Consider the following 20087-nt stretch of genomic DNA (forward strand, 5'->3'; position numbering starts at 1 on the left):
CGCGCTTTCGGCACGGTCATCCTCGCGACCACGATCAACCTCGTCGCCGACGTCGTCACGGGCTGACGACACCAATCGCCCCCACGCTCGCGAGCTTCCTCCGGGCCCACAGCACTGCATCCGATCGGGGGTTTCCCCAAACCGATCGGGGGGTTTCCCCAAACGCGACGCATGTGCGGGCTATCCCTCGGCGACACTCACTATGTGACGGCCTCGAGCTCGGCCTCTTCCGGCAAGTCAACGAATACTGACCCAGTCGTTCCGGACCCTGTCCTCGATCCGCTGGCACAGCGCGTCCATGCCCGCGAGAAGAGCCCGGCCGGTCAAGGGATGGGACGCTCCGGGTCCGGCCCGACAGAGCTGGACACTTCGGCTGCCCGGTTGGACAGCCCGGCGGCGATCGAGCCCGGCGCGCCCGCCCGCCTGGACGTGTTGTGGACCCGCAAGCGTGCGGCCGGGTCCCCCCTTGCGACTCACACCGCGGCAGTACGACGCCGCCTCGCGCACGGCCCTGGATCACAACGTCCCGACGGCTGGGTCTACGGCCCGGAGACGACCTTGGCGACCATGAGACGCGACCCCGCCGCCTGGGGAGAACAGTTCGCGTCCTGGATGACGGAATGCGCCGAGATGGTCGAGCACGGACGTGCCCTGCTCGCCGACATCCGCCACATCCGCAGCCATGAACCCGGGACGACCGCATCGGGGCGGGTCGGGTTGGTACCTCTCGCAGTCGGCGCGGATCCCGTGGGAACGCTGATCGCCCGCGCCCGGCTGGCGGAGAACGCGGGCCGCTCGACGAAGTCGAATCTGTCCCCGTGCCGCACCGCGGAGTGGGCTGCGGTCATGGAGGAGTTCGGGCTCCAGGGAGTGGCCGCGTATCCGAACTTCGCCGCAGGCACCTGGGGAGGGGGCCTGATGCCGGACATCTACGACGACTGGCGTCAGGACTACGTCGTCATGCTCATCTACGGGTTCTACCTCGAGTACAACGTCGACACCGCGTACGGAAACAATCTGAAGAACGAGATCCTGGCGCTGTGGGACGTGCCGGACCTCCCACCCGATCTGCAGGCACGGCGGGCGCACGTCACAGCCGATCTCGCGTTCTTCGACACCAAGCGAAGTGATGAAGCGGATGTCCACGATCTGCCCACCAGCGGCCTGGCGGCCTGGGTCTATCGTGACCGAGACCAGTGGCGCGATTTCAAAGCCGCCGACAGCGGATATTTCACGTACTACCTGTCGTTCATGCCCGGTTCCCGCGGTCGCGACGACATGATGCTCACCGGCCTCGTCGCCGACTGGGCGGATATCGGACCCGACTTGCGCTTCCAGGAATGCGGCCAGTCGGTTCTCGCCCTCACCCGGGGTTCGGTGACGATGCCGGATCTACTGGACTGCTATGAGCGGACCGTCTGGATGTTCAACACGCATTGGACGGAAACCGGCGACATCCGCGCGGAGCGCTACGCCGCGTGCACAGCGGTCCTGGCCGTCGGTCCCTGGCTGCTGGGCAACCACCGTCATGACGTGTGGCGTTACTACGCTCTCGCCAGCGACCTGTGCCGAGTGGCCCAGCAGCGAGACCTGTACGCATCCGGCCAGCTCGCGGACTGCTACGCCGAAGACCTCACCCCGACGACACCGGTCGGCCGAGCGCGGGTCCGAGTCCCACGCCGAGATCTGTCCTTCGATATCGACATCGAAGGAGCCCGCCACACCGGCGCTGTCGCCCTGCACACCACCATCTGTGACGCCGTGTCCGGTGGCATCCTGCCCAAGGCCGTCGTCGAATACGAGTTCATCGTCCCGTGGTTGCTGCGGGAGGAGAGGATCACCCCTACGGCCTTCCTGAAACACATCGACGGCGCCTACTGCCACCACTTCGCCCAGCTGATGCGGTCCGGGCACACAAACGACTTCAAACGCCCCTTCAGCGAGGCGATCTCGGCGCTCATCATGGAGCAGTGGTGGCACGGAATCTACTTCGCGATCGGCGCGGGAAGCCTGATCGAAGCCCAGCCGGACCGAATCGCCGGTGACCGCGAACATACCAAAAGCGCTGAAAAGTAAGCCTGCCATCGCCCCTCCCCCTGGCCCGAGCGCTACCCACCCGACAGGGATCGGCGCACCGTCCAGGTGCTCGCGCTGCGTCTGCTGCAGCACAGCCTGAGGAGACTGGCCGCGACGTCGGTGACATCGCCGCGAACGTCCTGACCGCCGTGCACGCGCCGAGAGCAGGCAGCGGTCTTCGAGGAACCCGCCGAGGCCGGTAATGCGGGCTCGGTCCGGTGAGGCCATCGGGGCGATGAGGTAGATCTCGTCGAATCCGTCATCGGCGAGCAGGCCGAGCGAGGCGGTCGAGGCCACACCCCCGTCGAGGTAGGTGCGGCCATGCGCGGTGACCGGCGGCGTCCAGACCGGGACCGACCAGGACGCCTACAACGCGGTCCCGGTGACACGACGGGAGCGCCGGGTGCTCCGAACGCGATCCGTTCTCCGGAACCGATGTCGAAAGCGACCATCCGGGCGGCAGGATGGTCGAGCCAGTAACGGCCCTCGGTGAAGCCGTCGGCCGGGCGCGTCGGCATGGTAGGAGCGCAACTGCGGGTCATCGGCGATGCCCTGCCGCATGGCCACCAGGTCGTCGACAGCGACGCCACCGGCGAGGATCCATGCTCCGCCGGTCGTGCCGCCGCAGCCGATCACCAGAGCACGGGTGGTCATCGAATGCCAGGCAGCCGAACGGGACCCCGCCGGCTACCTGCGCAATCGCCCAAGACGACAACCGGCGATGGAGTGAGACGCCACGAGCCACCTGGCCCACAGTCCGGCAAAGCAGGCGAACAACTACTAGAAGTAACTCCCCGGCTCCCCTCCCCGGGGGACACCCTCTTCGAGCCGATGCCCGACAGTCCGCACGCTCTTCCCCTGTACGGAGGAGCCAGGGAACAGTACGACCCGTTGCCCCGTGCGCCGCCGGTGGTGACGAATGCCCGGGGGCATCGGACCCGGCACCCAGCCATCATCGCCTCCACGGGAGGCGGGATCCGGCCCCGCCGACATCAGCTTCGGCTTCGAGTCACGAGACGGCACCGTCGCCGGGCCGACAACGTCCTGCACAGGAACCATGGGTTGATCGGTCAGACAATTTTCCTCCCTTCATTGGGCGAACGTTGCCCGAGGCGGCATCAGTTCGCCAGGACCGGGGCACACGGGCACCATGGCGGCTGCTCAGCAAGCCCGAGAATGTGCCATTGGATTTTTCACCCTCCTGGCAACGATGATCCGGGACTCGGCGGGCTCGCTCCCCGCCACCGAGAGCACCCGGCGTCAGGAGAGGAAACCGGCACGAAAGCCGGCGGCGACCGCTTCGGCGCGGTCGTGGACGCCCAATTTCCGGAAGATCCGCTTGCAATGGGTTTTGACGCTGTCCTCGGAGAGTGCGAGATCAGTGCCGATCTGCATGTTCCTCTTGCCGTGGGCCATGCCCCAGAGGATCTGGAGCTCGCGTTCGGACAGGTGGGGATGTTCGGCGGCGGGCGGTGCGATGTCGTGGGACACGGCGGCGATGGCCAGCTCGGGGTACAGGCCGTCGTGTTTCCGGAGGAATCCTCCGACACCGGGCACCAGGGCGCTGGTCGCCGCGGCGACCGTGCCGGACGATCCGAACATGATCACCGAGGCGCCGGGGGCGATCGACAGCAAGGTCGCCGCGGCGGCGGGGCCGGACGGCTCGCCCGGCCGGACCGCGACGAGCACCACGTCGGCCGGCGACCGGACGTACCTGCTGACGAGTTCGTCACCGTTAGCGACACATTCGATGCGACCGATTCCTGGCGCGCCCCGCAGCGATCGCGCGACCCCATGGCGCGTATTCGGCCGGTCGGCGTAGACCAATACGGCCACCGCGACCGCCATTTCCGAAGATTCTTCGCGATCGCGCTCGTTTCGGGGATTGAACACGGCCTCCATGTCCCGGGAACGCAGTTCTGCGCATCCTCTTACGCGGGATGATCGAAATGTTATGAAGCCGATCACCCCGATGGTTCTCCGCCACCGGTGACCCGACCTCACCCCCGGCCATGCTCCTACCAGCGAAGACCATGTGGCGTTATTAAACTGTGACCAAAGGTTCAAGGTGGCGTCGGACCCGGATCGCGACGAGTAGTTGATCACCACTTTTACGATTCACCCGATCGTGCACATTGGGTTGAGGTATCGCATTCCGGCTCCGACGGAGAGTGGTTCATTCGAGGAACGGGGACTGTAAGGAGTGACGGAGACGGGTCCCGTAAGTGGCAGTTCCCTATTGCCTGACGTGTCCTTACTGTCGACTGTCGGGGCAACCCTTCGAGCAATCCGGAAATGGTGGAGTGCGATGGTGTGGCTGCGAACGGCCCAGCGTGAAACGGGCACGACGCCCGTTTCACGGGGTCGCCGCGGGCGCGCCCTGCACCGTTTCGGCATGCTGAGCGGGCTGGCTATCGCCGGATTCGCCGGCGCCGCCGCGCTGGCGGGTTCGGCCACCGCGGAGGAGATTTCCACCCTCCCTGCGGCGGTCGAGTCGCCGGTCGGCGACTCGGCGGGATACTCGCCGCAGTCCGTCTCGATTCCGCCGTCGGCGGGCGTGAGAGATCTGGTGCGGGCGACTGTCAGCGCGGCCACCTCGGACACCGTCCCGGTGACACACCAGATTCTCAGCACTGCGCCCACCGCGGTCTCCGCCGTGGCGCAACCGGTTGTTCAGTTGGCCAACACCGCGGTGAACTCCGCCGCCGCTGCTGCCGGTACCGCCAGCGGGGCGGTCACCGCCTTGACGGAGCCGGTGCTGGATACGACGACATGGACTGTTCGCGCGGTGACTGACACGGGTGCGGCGCTGGTCGCGCCCGCGGTCCAGATGGTATCCGAGGTGACCGCACCGTTGACCGCGACAGAGTCGGCGACGCAGCGGCCGGTTGGCTGGGTGACGGTGACGGTCACCTCGGCGATCTCGCTGCGGACACCCGCCTCCCCCGCCACGCCGCTCGTCTCGGCGACGCCCGGCACCGCGCCAGTCGCGGCGCGGGCCGCTGACGCGCCGGCGGCCACAGCCGGCCTCGCGGACGCGGCCACCGGCGCGGCGGCGCTGTCGCCGGGCCTGGCGGCCGATCACGGGCAGCGCCGCCACATTCAGCCCCTTCTAACCGCCTCTTCCGCCCCATCGCCGCTGTCGCCGATCGTCCCGATCGCGCCGGCGATGCTGCCCGGTAGTGCCCCCTCGTCGGGCACGTCGGCCGCGCAGGGTGGCTCCTCGACTTCCGCCGCGATCTTCGACGGCGGACTGACCGGCTCGCGGTTCACCACTGGTGAGCCGGTCTCCGATCAGCATCTCCCGCTCCGTAAGCGTGCGGACGATCCCTCGGTATCGCCTGACTGACGTGTCGGCTACCAACGCGATTTACGCGTAAGCGATCACTATGAATCGCAGAGCAAAATCCATTGATCGGTAGCGACAGCAGGATCGTCGAGGTGCAAGCTCGACGGCTGGCTCGCGAACTCATGGGCTGAAATCGCAAGTCAGTTGCTCCCGCTGCCACTACCTCCATCAACGGCTGGTGTCCAGGGCTGTCGGCAAACAAAACCCCGTTTCACAGCAGACACGTCAACCGCCGCGCCGATGTTATCCGTTATCGGCGGGCGCTCATGAACTGGAGCGTAGAAATGAAATTCACACGTTGGGCTCGGCGCCATCGCGCCGACGTCCCCGGTGGAAGGGCCCCTATCGGCCTTTCCCTGGCGAATCCGTATTCCCGCCGGTCGAACCGCGTATTGCGCGGCCCGGCCCGTGCGGCCGCGATATCGGTCACCGCGACCTTCGCGCTGGTCGGTCTGGCCGCCAACGCCGCTGCTGCCTCATTGCCGGGCCTGGATGGCCTGGGCCTTTCCGGAACGGACACCACCTCACTGTTCGCGAGCTCTCAGCCCAGCTCGCCGGTGAGTGCTTCCGGAACCAGCAGCACCAGCGGCACACACAGCCAGCCCTCGACCAGCCTGTTCCCCTCGACGACCTCGTCCGGCGGGGACCTCCCGACCGCGCAGATCCCGACCGTGGGCAAGTTCCTCAGCGGCGATGTGCTCAGCGGTGGCATCTTCACCGGTGGCCTGTTCGGCGGCGAGGCGAAGCAGACGTCCGTCGACCCGAACCAGTCCGGCGGTGGCCACTCGACCGGGGACACCACCCACGAGGGCGGCGGCGACGCGTGCGACTTCTTCCTGCAGCACATGTGGAAGAACGAGGACGGGATTCCGCTGCTCGGCAGCAACTCCCACGCCCTGACCTACCACACGGACCCGGCGTACAAGAACCTGATCCTGTCGATGGCCAGTGGCGCGATCGGGAACTCGCACATGCCGGTCGTCGACGCCTACGGCGGGCCGCTGGGCTGGATCCCGATTTTCAACCCCTCGCACGTGCGGGGCCACGGCACCGACTACCTGACGATGGCGACCGGGTGCGGCGGCATGGGCCTGCCCATCGACACCAAGACCATGGCCATCGACATGTCCCGGCTGCCGACGCCGGACAAGGTGGTCAACTTCGTCCAGAAGGGGATGCCGAGCGTTCCCGACCCGGCGAAGGTCCTGGCACCGGACTACCTCTACAACACCCTCCAGGTCGCCGAGATCATGAACCGGCTCGGCCCGAACACGGTGTTCACCCCGGACGAGTATCTGTCCTTCGCGGGTAACAACTTCGACGCGATGCGCCTGCTGTGGCAGACCGCGTTCGACAAGATGAGCAGCGGCGACCCTGCCGCGATGCTGGACGTCCTGAAGATCACCGACAACATCAAGACACTCCAGTCGCTCGGCATGCCGGGCCTGCCCGGCTCGAGTGGCGACACCCTCACCGGCGGCCTGCCGACCGGCGGCCTGCCGATCATCGGAGGCGCGCTCGGCGGTTCGCCGACCGGCTCGAAGCCGATGCAGCCGGGCGTCCCGGCCATCGGCGGCAAGCCGATCTCGGGCGACGGTCCGACCATCCCGGCCGGCTCGCCGGTCTCGGGTTCGGTCACCTTCACCAACAACGGCACCGAGCCGCTCACCAACCTGAGCGGCTCGTTCCCCGGCGGCACCGTCACCCCGTCCGCGACCTCGGTCGCGCCGGGCGGCACCGTCACCTACACGTTCACGGCCCCGGCGAAGCCGGGATCGCAGAGCGCGAAGCTGACGATCACCGGTACCAAGCCGAACGGCTCGACCGTCAGCTCGGAGACGACGATCCGCTACGTCGGCACGCCTGCTCCCGGCACGCCTGCCCCTGGCACGCCAGGAACCCCGGGACAGCCGGGCGCACCCCTTCCGGGTCTGCCGAGCCTTCCGGGTCTCCCCGGCGCCGGCCAGCCGGGTGAGTCCCCGCTTCCGGGGCTGCCGGGTATCGGCGGGATCCTCTCGCCGGTGACCGGTCTGCTCGGCAACGTGGTGCCGGGAACGACCCCGCAGCCGCAGCCGGCTCCGCAGCCGACCCCGGTTCCGGTCCCGGTCCCGCAGCCGGCTCCGCACCCGGTTCCTGTCCCGCAGCCGCAGCCGACTCCGGTTCCGGTCCCGCAGCCGTCGGCGAGCATCTCCGTCGGTACACCGCTGGTGAACGGGAAGGCCGCGGGCACCGCTCCCGGCCCGAACGTTCCGTCGGGTAGCACGGTCACCATCACGGTTCCGGTGACCAACAACGGCAGCGTCCCGGTGTCCGGGCTGGGTGGCACCACCTCGCTCGGCACGTTGAACTGTGGCTCGGGCCAGCTGGCACCGGGCAGCACGACCCGCTGCACGGTCACCACGACCGCGCGGCCGGGCGCGAACACCGCGCAGTTCAACTTCACCGTGTCGGGTCCGAACGGCACCCAGCAGAGCAAGGCCTGCCGGGTCTTCTACACCGGTACGCCCGCGGGTGCGGGAAAGCTGACGATCACCGGTAAGCCCTCGGTCAACGGCGCCGTGGTCGGCTCGAACTCGACCGTGACCGTGCCGGCCGGCAGCCAGTCCACCATCAAGGTGCAGATGACCAACACCGGCACCGCGCCGATCACCAACCTGCGGGGCACCTCGCAGAACGGCCGGGTCACCTGCACCGGCACGACGCTCGCCCCGGGTGCCGGCACCCAGTGCACGATCACGTTCACTGCGAGTCCTGGCGCCAAGACGGTGAAGGCGACCTTCACCGGTAAGGACGCCGCCGGCAACACCTCGACCGCCGGGTTTTCGCTGAACTACACCACCACCGGTGTGTGCACGTGCGACCCGGCCACGTCGACCGCCACGGCGGGATCGGCCACACCGGCCACGTCGACCAAGGCCACCACGTCGGCCACATCGACCGGATCGACCACGTCGACCGGATCGACCACGTCCGCCGGGTCCGTCACATCACCGCTGTCCGCGCTCACCGGCGCAAGCACGCACTGACGGATATCGGCTGACGACGGCTGGACACCGCTGAGATCACTGATCAGCCCAGCAGAACTTGGAAAGGTTTCTCATGCGTACCTGGGTAAAACGGTCCATCCAGGCCGGGTTACTCGCAGGTGGCTTGATGCTCCTCGGCGTGGGTGTGGCCCACGCCGAGGAGGACACCGAGCCTTCGCGAACAAGTAACCAGGCGACCGACACGACCGCGGGCACCAGCCCGCTGACCACCGTGACGTCGCTGGTGTCAGGACTCGTGCAGCCGCAGAAGGCGGCATCGACCGGCACGACCTCGGCATCCGCGTCGACACCTGCCGCATCGGCGACAACGACCGGCACCGGTTCGAGCCGCCCGGCCACGTCGGCGGGCGACGGATCGGCGACTCGACCGGAATCGTCCGTGACACGGGTCCTCGCGCCGGTCAGCTCCGCGCTGACCGCACGATCGGGCTCGTCCAGCCCGGCGACCGCCGCTACCTCGGCGATCACCGGGGGGCCCGCGCAAAGCGGAGCCACCAGCGTCGCCACGACAATGCCGGCGGCCGAGCCACCAGCGGCGACAGCGGCTACATCCGCCGACGGTGCCGGCACAGGTGACAGCACTGCCAGTGCGACGACCACCGGCCCGGCCACGTCGACATCGGCCGACACCGGGTGCTCGTGCCACCTGACCATGGGCACGCCCACGGTCAACGGCACCAACGCCGGATCACCGGGCAACGCCGTACCGGTCACCGCCGACCAGCCGGCGACCGTGGCCGTCCCGGTCACCAACACCGGCACCAGCACCGTCAGCAACGTCACCGGCACCACCCCCAGCGATGCGATGACCTGTTACGACAGCACGCTGACCGCCAGTGAAAGCACCATGTGCACCGGGCCGTTCACGCCGACCGGCACCACCACAGCCCCGGTCACGGTCACCGGCACCACGGCGAACGGCGAGCAGGCCGGCACCACCGGCACCGCCTACCTCGCCCCCGCCACCGGCCCGGCACCCACACCGGCACCGGCTCCGCCGGGCACCGGCCGGGACACCGGGTGCTCGTGCCACCTGACCATGGGCACGCCCACGGTCAACGGCACCAACGCCGGATCACCGGGCAACGCCGTACCGGTCGTCGCCGACCAGCCGGCGACGGTGGCCGTGCCGGTCACCAACACCGGGACCAGCACTGTCAGCGATGTCAGCAGCACCACCCCCAATGGTGCCTTGACCTGTGGTGAGACCACGCTGGCCGCCAGTGAGAGCACCATGTGCACTGGCACGTTCACGCCGTCCGCGGATACCACCATGGCCCCGGTGACGGTCACCGGCACCGGCGCGAACGGCGAGCAGGCCGGCACCACCGGCACCGCCTACCTCGCCCCCGCCACCGGCCCGGCACCGGTACCGGGCACCGGCGACCCGCACGGTGGCTCCGGGAACCCACCCGGAACCCACCCGGGTTCGCCGTCCAGCGGCAGCTCCGGTGGAACCGGTGGCACGGCCGGTCACCAGACCGGTGGCTCCGGGCACGGCACCGCGGGTGCCGGCCATGGAGTGGCCATCGCGGCCGGCCACCCGGCGGGTAGCGATCACGGCGGTCTCGCTTCGTGGGCCGTCGGTACTGCCCACCAGGCCGGGACGCACGGCGGTTCGGCGGAAGCGGCCGTCCACGGGGCCGCGGGCGAGCACGTCGATGCCGGGTACCCGGTGCCGGCAGGCGCGGTCGAGGCCGGCGGTGGCGGCACCGCAGATGATCACCAGCAACGCACCGACGGCGGAGTCGTCGGCGGCGGACTGGCACTTCTGGTGATCGCCTTCCTCATGGTGACGACGGCCTCCACGCGCCGTCGTCACCTCCGCTAGAGGGAGCGGTGTGGTGTGGCCATGCCCCGGCCACACCACACCACCCTCCCCGTTCACCGACTGGAGTGGGCCATGGCTGTGGTCGAGGACGTCGTAACCGTCGACACGGCAGGGCTCGGCCGTATCCAGACCCGGCTCACCCTCCTCGCGTTGACCGGCCTGGCATGGATGCTGTCCGCCGTCACGATCCTGCCGGGCAACACCCGCTTCGCCGTGGTGAGCGCGTCCCTCCTGATCATCGCCGGGGTCAGCTGGGAGACGCTCTACGACGCCGGTCGGCAGTGGCGCCGGGACAAGGACCGGCCGCGCCTCACGCCACGCCCCGCGTTCGGCGCGATCACCGCGGCCGTGGCCGCTGCGGCAGCTCTGGGACTGGTGGTCAGCCTGACCACCGACACGACGCCACCGTCGGCCGCGATAGCCGCCGCACCCGGTACGACGTACGCCGCACCGGGCTCCCCCAGGCCAGCGCCGACGGCCGGCGCGGTCAACAACCCCAAGGTCCGGGTGACCCCGATCGCGGTGCACATCCCCAAGCTCGACGCCCACTCGTCACTGCTCAAGCTCGGCCTCGACACGAACCAGCGCATGCAAACCCCTCCGGTGACCACCCCGATGCAAGCCGGTTGGTACGAACCGGGACCGGCGCCCGGCCAGACCGGGCCCGCGGTGATCGTCGGTCACGTCGACGGCGCGACCCAGCCCGGCATCTTCCATCGGCTGCACGAACTCGCGCCGGGCGACCGCATCACCGTCGAACGCGCGGACAGCTCCGTCGTCACCTTCGTGGCGCGCCGAACCATCCACGCCCCCAAAGACCACTTCCCCACCAAGGAGGTCTACGGTCGCACCCCCGGCCCGGAACTGCGACTGATCACCTGCGGCGGCCCCTTCGACAGAGCCGCGCGCTCCTACCGCGACAACATCATCGTGTTCGCCCAACTCGACGGAGAGAACGACGGCCATGACCTAGAACATCGACCGCCCACGGCCCGGCACGGCCAGCAGTGACCCGCACGGATGGCCCGCGGCGCGTCAAGACCTCCACCTGCGGCGGGTCCAGCCGCACCGCGAGCCATCCGTTCTCTGCTGATTCAGCGCTTCACCACGCGACGCGACAGCCCACCAGCCAGGTGCACGGCGACGCGCATCCGGGGCAACTGGTCAGGACGCCTGGCGGACGGGTCGTGTGTGACTTCGACGCGGCGTGCGTCGGCCCGCCGACGTTGAGACCTGACAACGCACACGGTCGACACCACACAATTCGGCGAATCCGCCGCGAGCTATCGCTAATCGCCCCAGGCCCAGCTCGACACCCTGCGCGCCGAGCTGGGCCTAGATCAACCGGCCCTCGTGCGCTACGGGCAGCGGCTAGTGTCGGGCGTCGCTATTTGGTTTACGGTCGTAGGTTTGTGATGCTGGGTTATGCCTTCGTGGGGTTTGGTGGTCAGTGGTGAGGACCGGGTGATCTTGGAGACGTGGACACGGTCGCGGGCGATCCGGGCCAGTCATGTCGAACGGGCCCGGATCGTACTGGCGGTCGCGGACGGAAACGGAACCTCGGGCACAGCCTGAGCTTCCCCCTGTTCGCCAGACAAGGTGTCCGGACAACCAAGGGAAGCTCAGGCCGGTGGAGACTTCGATCTGTCTGCGGCGGCGTTCAATCCCTTACGCTGTCGGATCGGCCGCGTGGGTGGAACAGTTTGTCGAGTCGGGTGTCGGTGGGCGCGTCTCCGAACAACGATCGCAGTAGGCGGGCCATTGCCGGGCGGATCGGGAACCGGCGGCCCGCGGCGCGTTCCTGGTAGCGATCCTGGAGCTGCACGAAAAGGAATCCGGCCCGACCGAAGTGCACGAGGGGTTCGGGTGCCCCGGTATAAACCAGATCGTCCATGAGATCCAGGTAGGCCGAGTGGTACCCGATGTGGCGCATGGCCTCGAGCGGCCCGCGGGTCGGCTGGTGGTCGTCCTGCTGGTAGACCTGCGTGGCTGACTTGCACAGGTCCATCGAGATCGCGTCGCATATGGCGCTGTCCATGATCCAGCCGGTGGTCAGCGGTCCGCAGCCGGTGACCCGGGCGATCACTACCGCGGCAGCGTAGGTGTTGGCGGTGTGGGTGCGGTAGACCACGCTGTCCCACACCTCGGCCGAGCGACTCAGCTCGGCGTGTACGCCCGCGCTGACCTTCTCGGCGTACTGCATCAGGTATTGCCTGACCAGCGAGAGGAGTACGTGAGTACCGTCGCGGCCCCATCCCTCGCGCTCCATCGCCTCCACCAGGTCTCGGGCACAGCGACCGTAGATGCGGAAACTCCCGTCGAGCAAATCCAGCGGCGGCACGCAGATGTCGTCGACCACGGTCGTGAGCGCGATGTAGCGCACTGCCGTGGAATCGGCGGCATACCGTTCACCACACCAGCAGGCCATCCACTGAAGGGCATCTCGGCAGACCGAACTCACCGTGCGCGCGGGCGTCGGGTCACCCTTCTTGGTCCAATCCGTGTAGTCCAGAGCCAGCCGTCCGCCCGAACGCGCGATGTCGACTTCCGCCAATACTCGCTCCAGCAGAGGCCAGCCATCGACTTCGTGCGTCTTCGGTGTTCCAGCTGTATAGCCGTCTCCGCCCATTAATGTGAACAGGTGCGCGGTATCGCGGTTATAGCGCGACCGCACTGCCTGCGGCCGTGTTGGCTCGACCCGCGCTCTTCGATAGTGCAGGAACGGGCACGTCACGTCCTGCGGACACGACGGGCCGCACCACAACCGATGTGCCGTGCGCAGCAACTCGCGAAGCGTGCGCGCCTGCGCCAACTCGTCGAATGCCGCCAGAGTCGAACCACGAAACGCGAGAATGTCAGGACACACCGGTGGCACGGACACTGTCATGGAACGTCGGCCTCCTTTGGGGTGTAGGGGCACCACCAGCCTGGCACCATTCGTACGCGCCCCGCACAGTCGCCACCCGGACGGACTCTCCCGGCGACGCGACGGGCGGCCTTCCGATTTCCTTGCGGGACGTCGGCTGCGGTTTCGCGCTCTCACCCGGGCATCGCGCTCATCTAGGGCCTGTATCCAAGTCGGCGGGCCGGGTTGGTCTGAGTTTGCGCTGTCGGGCGTGTTGGCGACCAGGAACAGGCGAGGTCTCCGGTAGTTGGTTCGTCGACCAAGAAGAACCTTGAACACCACCGGAGACCTCGTGGACACCCGAGTGGTGACGAGGCGGTTCGACCTGACCGACGGGCAGCGCTGGAGCCGTTGCTGCCTGTGCCGTCGCGGCCGAGTCGGCCGTCGTTGTGGAGCAAGCGGCAGCTGATCGACGGGATCCGGTGGCGGGTGCGTGCTGGCGCACCCTGGCGGGATATCCCCGCGGTCTATGGCTCGTGGTCAGCTGCGTACGCACTGTTTCGGCGGTGGCAACGTGATGGCACCTGGCGGCGGATACTGACCGCCTTGCAGGCCATGGCCGACGCGACCGGGCGTATCACGTGGGATGTCATCGTGGATTCCACGATCGCCCGAGCGCATCAGCATGCTGCGGGTGCGCGGAAAAGGGGGATCCGCAGGCCGAGCCGCCCGGCGGAATAACCACCGAACCGGATGATCACGCGTTGGGCCGGTCCCCGGGGCGGATGGGTAACGAAGCTGCATCTGGGCTGCGAGCAGGGGCAGAAGCCGTTGTCGATCGTGCTGACCGCCGGGCAGCGTGGCGACAGCCCGCAGTTCATCCCCGTCCTGGCCGGAACGTCTGCTGCGTAACCTGCTCGACAACGTCGTGCGTCACGCGCGTGCTCAGCCTTGATCACTTGGCCGGCCACATCGTCGGTCATACCCGCTCCTACTCACTCGTTCGGTCCTGGTCGGCGCCACGTGCGCCTACAACCAGGTCAGAAGGCGTAGAGGTGGTCTCTCCCCGACGCCATCCGTGCCTGTGCCGAGCCCTTGAGCATGGCCGTCGACTCCATGTCAGGCAGCCGGGGAAAGCAACGATCTACGACCCGGGCGGTGGAGTTGACCCGAATCCTTAGTCCATTGTGGTCGCACCTAACGCACTCACATGCCTGGTGAGCGGCTGAGACAGTGCCGCTAGTGATCCAGGTCTGTGGCGACGGATGGCAGCTTCTGCGTATGTGTTGAGAAGATGCGCGCGACGCCCTCGCGAACGGCTGTCCAGTCTGTCTCGGGTACGTGCTGCAGTGTGGCGGCCAGGGATAGTGAACGCTGCTGGTGTTCGTGGCGGAGCTGTTCGAGGTCGAGTGGGATGTCTGGATCCAGCCCGCGGGCCTCGATCTCGGTGATGCGCTGGTCCATGGCATCGATCAGTTCTCGGTCGAACTTCTCCAGGGCTCGCAGGAACAGCTCGGTGGGGACGCTCGCCTGTCCTTGCCTCGGCACAGTGCAGTCGAGTCCGTGCTCGGCGGCGTGCCGCCAGTCGACGGTGATTGTGTCCCGGTCGGCGAGCGTCCGCCACCACACGATGCGTGGCGAGGCGGTGAGGTAACTGGTGTACATGAAGTGGCTGCTGTACCAGTCGAGAGCTGCCTCCGCGTCCTCGACACCTGCCCCGCACCAGGCATCCTGATCGCTGGTCATGAGGTCGACGAGGTCCGCGGGCACCGGTTCCAGCAGAGACGGCAGCACTTCCAGAAGGTCTTCCCACAGCCGGACGACGTAGTAGTCGACTGGCGAGGGCTGCCCTGCAATGGCGTTTGGCGGGTGGTGGAACAGCTTGTGTCCGTCCACTTCGATCCAGTACCAGCCGTCGGTCAAAGCGAACCAGTGCAGATCGCGATCATCCCAGGACTCCACCTCGGCCAGCGGCCTCAGACGGAAATGAAAACGGATCACCGTGGCAGTGTGCTCACCACCTTGGACTGCTGTCGAGCCGTTTGCCTCTGACGTCCCTCACGCCGATGTGCGTTCGAGGAATCAGCTCTCCGGAAGATTCCCGGGATACGCGGCGGTCAACGATTCCATCACTTCGGTGGGTAGTACCGGGTTGGCGGCCGCGTGTCGAGCCAGGTCCGGGTCGTTCGCAAGTTTGATCAGAATGTCGGTCGGCAGGTTCGGGTGTTCCGCGGCCCACCGTCGCGCGGTGTCGTCTCCGAGGCACAGCAGCAGGGTTTCGGCGCGGGTGTTCGAGTGTTCGGCGACCGCCCGGTACGTCCGCCGTGCGGTGGCGTTGCAGGCCATGTGGTGCAGCAGTTCAGGGTCGCAGTGGGGGTTCGCGGACAGCGCGGGGGGCGGGGCGATCCCTTTGACGACATGGATGTTGTCGTCTGCCACGAGAAGTTCGAAGACGTCCGCGAGCAGCGCGGTGCGCTGAGCGACCAGCATCCGGGCTCGTGGAGACGGTGACGTCGCGAGAAGACGCAGCTCCTCGTCGGTCGCCGCTATGACGCGGGGCAACCGGACCGGCCCGATCCTGGTCGACTCGACCAGGTGTGTGAGCACGTCCAGCGGGACCGACGGGGTGTGCACCACGCCTCGCCGTACGTCCGCGGACTCGTCGTTCGCCAGCTCGCGCAGGATCGGCTCCGCCACCACGGGGTTGACGGCCAGGCCTGCACGGACACCGGGGATGTGATCGGCCGCCAGCCGTTGTTGGGCCTCGAGAGGCAGATCCGGCGGTCAGCGAGCATCCATCGAATCGCCGTGCTGTCGTGGTCCAGCAGGACGGTCACCTCGTCCAGCGCGGTCGTCGGATCAGCTGCCCGCTTGATGTCACCGTCGATGTGCCAGGTGGTGTCGCTCGGTGGCACCGCGGGGCGGGCAGGCGGGCACGCAGGTGATCGGGCAAAGCCGGGTTCGCCGTCAGGCCAAGCACGATGTCTCGGGTTCGTTCGTCCACTCCACACTCACCGGTCCGGTCCGGTCGCCGCGGTCGCGGGCCCGCCTGACGCGGAACAGGCCAGACTACGACCGTTGTCGTGTAGCACAAACGGTTTTCGGATATCCGTGGGTGGAAGAATCCGATTCGCGGTTGAACTGGTCACGGCGATGAGAGCCGGCTCCGACGTGGAGGTGGCGATCCGTGCCGCCAACGCCGCGTGCGAGGTGATCCGGCGTTCTTATGGCAGAGCCTTCAAGCGGTTCGAGAAAGGCGACAGAGATTTCGCCATGGGGTGGATCTCGCCGCGGAGCGCGTGATCCGGAGGGTTCTGCGGGAGGCGTACCCGCGCGATGTGATCCTCGGTGAGGAGTACGGCGCGAACACAGGCGACGAGTCACGGATCTGGCTGATCGACCCGCTGTGTGGCACCGTGGCTACGCAGCGCGGACGCCGTTGACCGCGGTCAACATCGCCCCGGGTGCTGGGAGCGACGTGCCGTGGCGGTGTCGGCGGACCCTTTGTTCGGTGAGACTTTCTGGACCGGTGGCTCCGGGGCGTTCCTCCGCCGCGACGGCGGCGACGAGCCCCCTGGTGCCCAGGGCGGGCGATCGCCTCGTGGATGTCGATCTCGACCCGCCATTCCCCAATGCCGTGCGTGGTGCCCACGACACTGGCGTTGGCCTGGGTCGCGGTCGGACGGCGGGGCCGCCTACCTCGCCGACGGGCACTTGCGGTACAGCAACGACTGGACCTCCCCTCAGGCCGCGTTTCGGCCGAGAGCGCGGTACCTCTCATCGCGGACAAGCAGCTGGCGCCGCGTCAAGGGGAGGGAGCGTGGAGCCACCGGGAGAATCTCGGTACGTGTGGGCTGACGGCATCGGGTTGATGCCCCTTCGAGTCCACAGCTCGGCGAGTGGCGGCACTGGAACATCGGGCTCGGCGTCCGACCCGCGGTCCCGATGTCAGTCCGCCGCGGTCCTGTCACCGGCCCCGCATGCCAGCGGCGGACAGACCAATCCGAAGACGCTGTTCGCGGCTCCATCCAGACTCCGTCGCCCCGTGGAAATCGCGCTCGTCAGCTACGGCTTCCGCACCCGGTGTAGGCGCGTGTCGACATAGTCACCACAGAAGTCGGCGGAGAGCTACTGAAAACGGATTGCCCCGGTGGTAAGGACTTGGGCGCTTAAGGGCAACTACGCCGACTCGGAACCATGAGAGGTCTTAAGTCCTCTTCCCAAGAGTGACGCCTTGGTGCAGTATGTCACACGAGGGCATTGAGTCCGGCTCTTCGAATTAGGGGGAGATAGTGAAGAAGGTTATTTCTGTTGCGGTCGTCGCCACCTTTTCCGCGGGTCTGGTCATACTCGGTTCCGCAGCTCCGGCGAACGCCGCTCCCTGTGAGGTGACGATTACTGGTGTAGCGGAAAGCTCACGGTGAAACAGTTCCCGGCCGCCTGGTTGAATTTGCAGACCTACTGGGGCGCCGACAATCACGAACATGCCCGCGGACACGCGAAGATCCCCGAAAACCGCTGGCTGTACCTGGATGTCACCTACCCCGACGGCTCGTACCACGGTTGGGTCAACAGAGTCAAAGGCAAGGGAACCGCCTGGTACAGCGGCGAGGTTTACACGAAGTACCAGTACGACGGACCCGGCTACAAGGTTCGGGCGTGCACTGACACGGCGGGTGTTTTCACCTGCACCGGCTGGCACTGATCTCGAGTCGCACTGGAGGGACGGTCCGCGCTCGACGTGGTGCCGCCGCGAAGCAATTGGGCCTGCGGCTTCACGAATGGGCATCCCCGAGGTTGGGGAAGAGAGCGCCTCTTGGAGTCTACACATCGCGTAATGCAGGGCCTTCAGACTAGCGATGGTCTCGGCCGGCGCTACACCAATGCACAAGAGTGACGACATGCCGCTCGTCTCGCTCTTGCCATTTCGAGTCGCGATATCCAAGACACTCTTGGCTTCGAGGTAGTGCGTCTCCGCCGCATCGCCTATCGCGGCCATAGCGGTCCAGGCAGACCGCAGTATATGCTCGCATAGCGGCGCGACATTCGCATCCGCACGCCCTGCCTTAATCGAATTCCTGCCTTCTCTCGCCGGGCATCAGGCTGCCCTGTTTAGCTTCGGAAACTGTGCGCAAATCCACTCCCGTCACCGTGATCGGAGTTCCAGCAGTCATGAAGGGCGCCGCCTGCGACGACGACTCCGTCTACGCAAAGTGGCAGACCCAAGCCGGTGAGTGGCCGATTGCCCGGACTTGGATGTCCGATCTCCCAGCTCCGGCTCTGGACATCCGTTTCCCGCTACACCTGCAGGGCCGGCGCCGATGTCGCCGGTCTTCCGCACTATTCGAAATGGGGTTATCACCGTGTCCGAAGTTTCACTTCATCGACCGATCCGGAAAACCGGGTGGCACAGAGCCATCAAGCTGGCCGTCGGTCTCATGGCCGCCTGCTCGATCATGACCGCCGCACCTCCGGCGGCAGTGGCGTCTCCTCCGACGCCGTCCTTCCCTGCCGCCATCGACGCCTACGCCGCCTACGACGGCCAAGACCAGTGCCTGCCGATCCAGAAGGGCACCATCGGGTTGCGGGACCTGCTGAACCGGGCGTACGGAAACCACGACTCGTCCATCGGTAGGGCCTGCGACTCGGGCGGGCAGAGCGAGCACAAAGAGGGCCGCGCCCTCGACTACATGCTGAACATCAGCAACCCGGCCCAGAAAGCCGACGCCGAAGACATCATCAGCTGGTTGCTGAGCACCGACAAGTACGGCAACAAGCACGCGATGGCGCGCCGCCTGGGAATCATGTACATGATCTGGAACCACCGGATCTGGAAGGCGTACGAGAACCCGGACACGTGGCATTCCTACACCGGGCCGAACCCGCACACCGACCACATCCACTTCAGCCTGAGCTGGGCGGGCGCCACGAAGCAGACGAGCTGGTGGACCTCGTCCGAAGTGAGCCAGGAGCCTCGTGGTCCGTTGTTCAACCGGACGCGGTGGGCGGCCGGTTCTTGGGATGCCAGTGCCATCAAGGTCGATGGGAGTCTCAGCCTCACTGATACCGCGGTCGCGAGTGTTCCCAACAGCAACATGTATGTCTTCAATGTCGTCAAGGGTTCCGGTGTCTGGTATCGCGGCCGTACCGCGGCGGGCGACTGGGCCGCCTCGGCATCCCAGATCGACACCAACCCCAACATCGCCGCTGTCGCTGCAACAGGTAAGAATGATGGCACTCTCCACGTCTTCACTGTTGTCCCGGGAAGCGGGGTTTGGCATCGAATCCGTGCTGTCAACGGAACTTGGAGCAGCGCCGCACGCGTGGACACTAATCCGTACACCACCGCTGTCGCTGTCACCGCGCTTCCCAACGACACTCTTGCTCTCTTCACCGTCATTCCTGGCAGCGGAGTCTGGACACGTGGTCGCACCGCGGCCGGTGTCTGGAGCGCCTCGGCAACCCAGATCGACACGAATCCCTACATCACTTCGGTCGCCGCCACTGCACTCCCCGACGACACCCTGCATCTGTTCGCGGTCGTCCCCGACAGCGGCGTTTGGTATCGATACCGCACCGCGGGCGGGGTGTGGGGTTCCTCGGCGGATCTGATCGACGCCAACAGCGCGATCCTTTCCGTCTCGGCGGCAGGTCTGCCCGACGGAACCCTTCATGTCACCAGCGTCGTGCCGGGCAGCGGTATCTGGGACCGCACCCGCAAAACAACGGGCGCCTTCACCAGCGCCACCCACGTCGACAGCAACAAAGAAATCTTCGCCACCTACACGGCGGGACTGAACAACGGAACCCTCCAGGTCGGCGGACTCGTCAACGCAGCCTGACCCGGTACGGCGGGCCTGGGCCCCGGCCGGCCAGGGCCCGCCGTACCGGACCGCTTCGTTGGCTGCGGGGATGTGTCGATGCGCTGAGGCCGCGTAT

At 67.2% G+C, this 20087-nt stretch carries 16 protein-coding genes and 1 pseudogene; 12 read left to right on the plus strand and 5 right to left on the minus strand.

The features are described from left to right. Positions 1-171 precede the first annotated feature (171 nt). A complete protein-coding gene (locus DMH03_RS40755; RefSeq protein ID WP_199749218.1) occupies positions 172-2076 on the plus strand; it encodes a hypothetical protein in 1905 nt (634 codons plus the stop codon). Positions 2077-3336: 1260 nt separating this feature from the next. Here DMH03_RS40755 and DMH03_RS40760 read toward each other — a convergent pair. Then, the gene (locus DMH03_RS40760) at positions 3337-3924 is read right to left on the minus strand and encodes a response regulator transcription factor (RefSeq protein WP_199749219.1); all 588 of its coding nucleotides are present in this window, start codon (positions 3922-3924) and stop codon (positions 3337-3339) included. Between the two features lie 547 nt (positions 3925-4471). On the opposite strand from DMH03_RS40760, the gene DMH03_RS40765 reads away from it, so the two are divergent. Both DMH03_RS40765 and DMH03_RS42195 read left to right on the plus strand, forming a co-directional pair. Beyond that, on the plus strand, positions 4472-5425 hold the full coding sequence (locus DMH03_RS40765) for a hypothetical protein (protein WP_125797345.1): 954 nt from the start codon (positions 4472-4474) through the stop codon (positions 5423-5425). Positions 5426-5709: 284 nt separating this feature from the next. Further along, positions 5710-8451 carry a hypothetical protein gene (locus DMH03_RS42195; protein ID WP_158633167.1) on the plus strand — a complete coding sequence of 914 codons (2742 nt, stop codon included), beginning with the start codon at positions 5710-5712 and terminating at the stop codon, positions 8449-8451. 36 nt (positions 8452-8487) lie between these two features. Here DMH03_RS42195 and DMH03_RS40775 read toward each other — a convergent pair whose 3' ends face one another. After that, positions 8488-9102 (minus strand): hypothetical protein, encoded by a 615-nt coding sequence (locus DMH03_RS40775; protein WP_125797346.1) that lies wholly within the window; start codon positions 9100-9102, stop codon positions 8488-8490. A 22-nt stretch (positions 9103-9124) separates the two neighbouring features. Here DMH03_RS40775 and DMH03_RS40780 point away from each other — a divergent pair, with 22 nt between their 5' ends. The 4 genes and pseudogenes from DMH03_RS40780 to DMH03_RS42785 form a co-directional block, all read left to right on the plus strand. Next, positions 9125-10303: a hypothetical protein gene (locus DMH03_RS40780; RefSeq protein WP_125797347.1), complete on the plus strand. Its 1179-nt coding sequence runs from the start codon at positions 9125-9127 to the stop codon at positions 10301-10303. Positions 10304-10375: 72 nt separating this feature from the next. Beyond that, positions 10376-11314, plus strand: a complete 939-nt coding sequence (locus DMH03_RS40785) for a class F sortase (RefSeq protein WP_233611895.1) — start codon at positions 10376-10378, stop codon at positions 11312-11314. Then, positions 11311-11760: a phosphotransferase gene (locus DMH03_RS43095; protein WP_370311041.1), complete on the plus strand. Its 450-nt coding sequence runs from the start codon at positions 11311-11313 to the stop codon at positions 11758-11760. Before DMH03_RS40785 ends, DMH03_RS43095 begins: the two co-directional genes overlap by 4 nt. After that, positions 11729-11875, plus strand: a pseudogene (locus DMH03_RS42785) (IS630 family transposase); the annotation flags it as partial. The gene DMH03_RS43095 and the pseudogene DMH03_RS42785, both read left to right, overlap by 32 nt. A gap of 88 nt (positions 11876-11963) precedes the next feature. Here the strand turns inward: DMH03_RS42785 and DMH03_RS40795 are convergent. Continuing rightward, a complete protein-coding gene (locus DMH03_RS40795; protein ID WP_125797348.1) occupies positions 11964-13190 on the minus strand; it encodes a hypothetical protein in 1227 nt (408 codons plus the stop codon). A 360-nt stretch (positions 13191-13550) separates the two neighbouring features. Here DMH03_RS40795 and DMH03_RS42790 point away from each other — a divergent pair, with 360 nt between their 5' ends. Both DMH03_RS42790 and DMH03_RS42795 read left to right on the plus strand, forming a co-directional pair. Then, positions 13551-13889, plus strand: a complete 339-nt coding sequence (locus DMH03_RS42790; protein WP_370311043.1) for a transposase — start codon at positions 13551-13553, stop codon at positions 13887-13889. A gap of 12 nt (positions 13890-13901) precedes the next feature. After that, positions 13902-14060: a hypothetical protein gene (locus tag DMH03_RS42795; protein ID WP_233611896.1), complete on the plus strand. Its 159-nt coding sequence runs from the start codon at positions 13902-13904 to the stop codon at positions 14058-14060. A gap of 327 nt (positions 14061-14387) precedes the next feature. Here the strand turns inward: DMH03_RS42795 and DMH03_RS40805 are convergent, their stop codons facing one another. Then, positions 14388-15149, minus strand: coding sequence for a DUF5984 family protein (locus tag DMH03_RS40805; RefSeq protein ID WP_125797349.1), 762 nt, complete (start codon positions 15147-15149; stop codon positions 14388-14390). A gap of 81 nt (positions 15150-15230) precedes the next feature. Then, positions 15231-15845 carry a hypothetical protein gene (locus DMH03_RS40810; protein WP_125797350.1) on the minus strand — a complete coding sequence of 205 codons (615 nt, stop codon included), beginning with the start codon at positions 15843-15845 and terminating at the stop codon, positions 15231-15233. 641 nt (positions 15846-16486) lie between these two features. On the opposite strand from DMH03_RS40810, the gene DMH03_RS43100 reads away from it, so the two are divergent. From DMH03_RS43100 to DMH03_RS40825, 3 genes are all read left to right on the plus strand, one after another. Further along, on the plus strand, positions 16487-16591 hold the full coding sequence (locus tag DMH03_RS43100; RefSeq protein ID WP_370311044.1) for a hypothetical protein: 105 nt from the start codon (positions 16487-16489) through the stop codon (positions 16589-16591). Between the two features lie 977 nt (positions 16592-17568). Then, positions 17569-17853, plus strand: coding sequence for a hypothetical protein (locus DMH03_RS40820; protein WP_125797352.1), 285 nt, complete (start codon positions 17569-17571; stop codon positions 17851-17853). A gap of 658 nt (positions 17854-18511) precedes the next feature. Continuing rightward, the gene (locus tag DMH03_RS40825) at positions 18512-19990 is read left to right on the plus strand and encodes a hypothetical protein (protein ID WP_125797353.1); all 1479 of its coding nucleotides are present in this window, start codon (positions 18512-18514) and stop codon (positions 19988-19990) included. The last annotated feature ends 97 nt before the right edge of the window (positions 19991-20087 follow it).

Source organism: Amycolatopsis sp. WAC 01376 (genome assembly GCF_003947415.1).
In the GTDB taxonomy this organism is placed as follows: domain Bacteria; phylum Actinomycetota; class Actinomycetes; order Mycobacteriales; family Pseudonocardiaceae; genus Amycolatopsis.

Excerpts from the sequence above, each read along its gene's own strand:
- DMH03_RS40755 (WP_199749218.1), top strand. The coding sequence starts at position 172 with ATGTGCGGGCTATCCCTCGGCGACACTCACTATGTGACGGCCTCGAGC.
- DMH03_RS40760 (WP_199749219.1), bottom strand. The coding sequence starts at position 3,924 with ATGGCGGTCGCGGTGGCCGTATTGGTCTACGCCGACCGGCCGAATACG.
- DMH03_RS40765 (WP_125797345.1), top strand. The coding sequence starts at position 4,472 with ATGCTGAGCGGGCTGGCTATCGCCGGATTCGCCGGCGCCGCCGCGCTG.
- DMH03_RS42195 (WP_158633167.1), top strand. The coding sequence starts at position 5,710 with ATGAAATTCACACGTTGGGCTCGGCGCCATCGCGCCGACGTCCCCGGT.
- DMH03_RS40780 (WP_125797347.1), top strand. The coding sequence starts at position 9,125 with ATGGGCACGCCCACGGTCAACGGCACCAACGCCGGATCACCGGGCAAC.
- DMH03_RS40785 (WP_233611895.1), top strand. The coding sequence starts at position 10,376 with ATGGCTGTGGTCGAGGACGTCGTAACCGTCGACACGGCAGGGCTCGGC.
- DMH03_RS40795 (WP_125797348.1), bottom strand. The coding sequence starts at position 13,190 with ATGACAGTGTCCGTGCCACCGGTGTGTCCTGACATTCTCGCGTTTCGT.
- DMH03_RS42795 (WP_233611896.1), top strand. The coding sequence starts at position 13,902 with ATGATCACGCGTTGGGCCGGTCCCCGGGGCGGATGGGTAACGAAGCTG.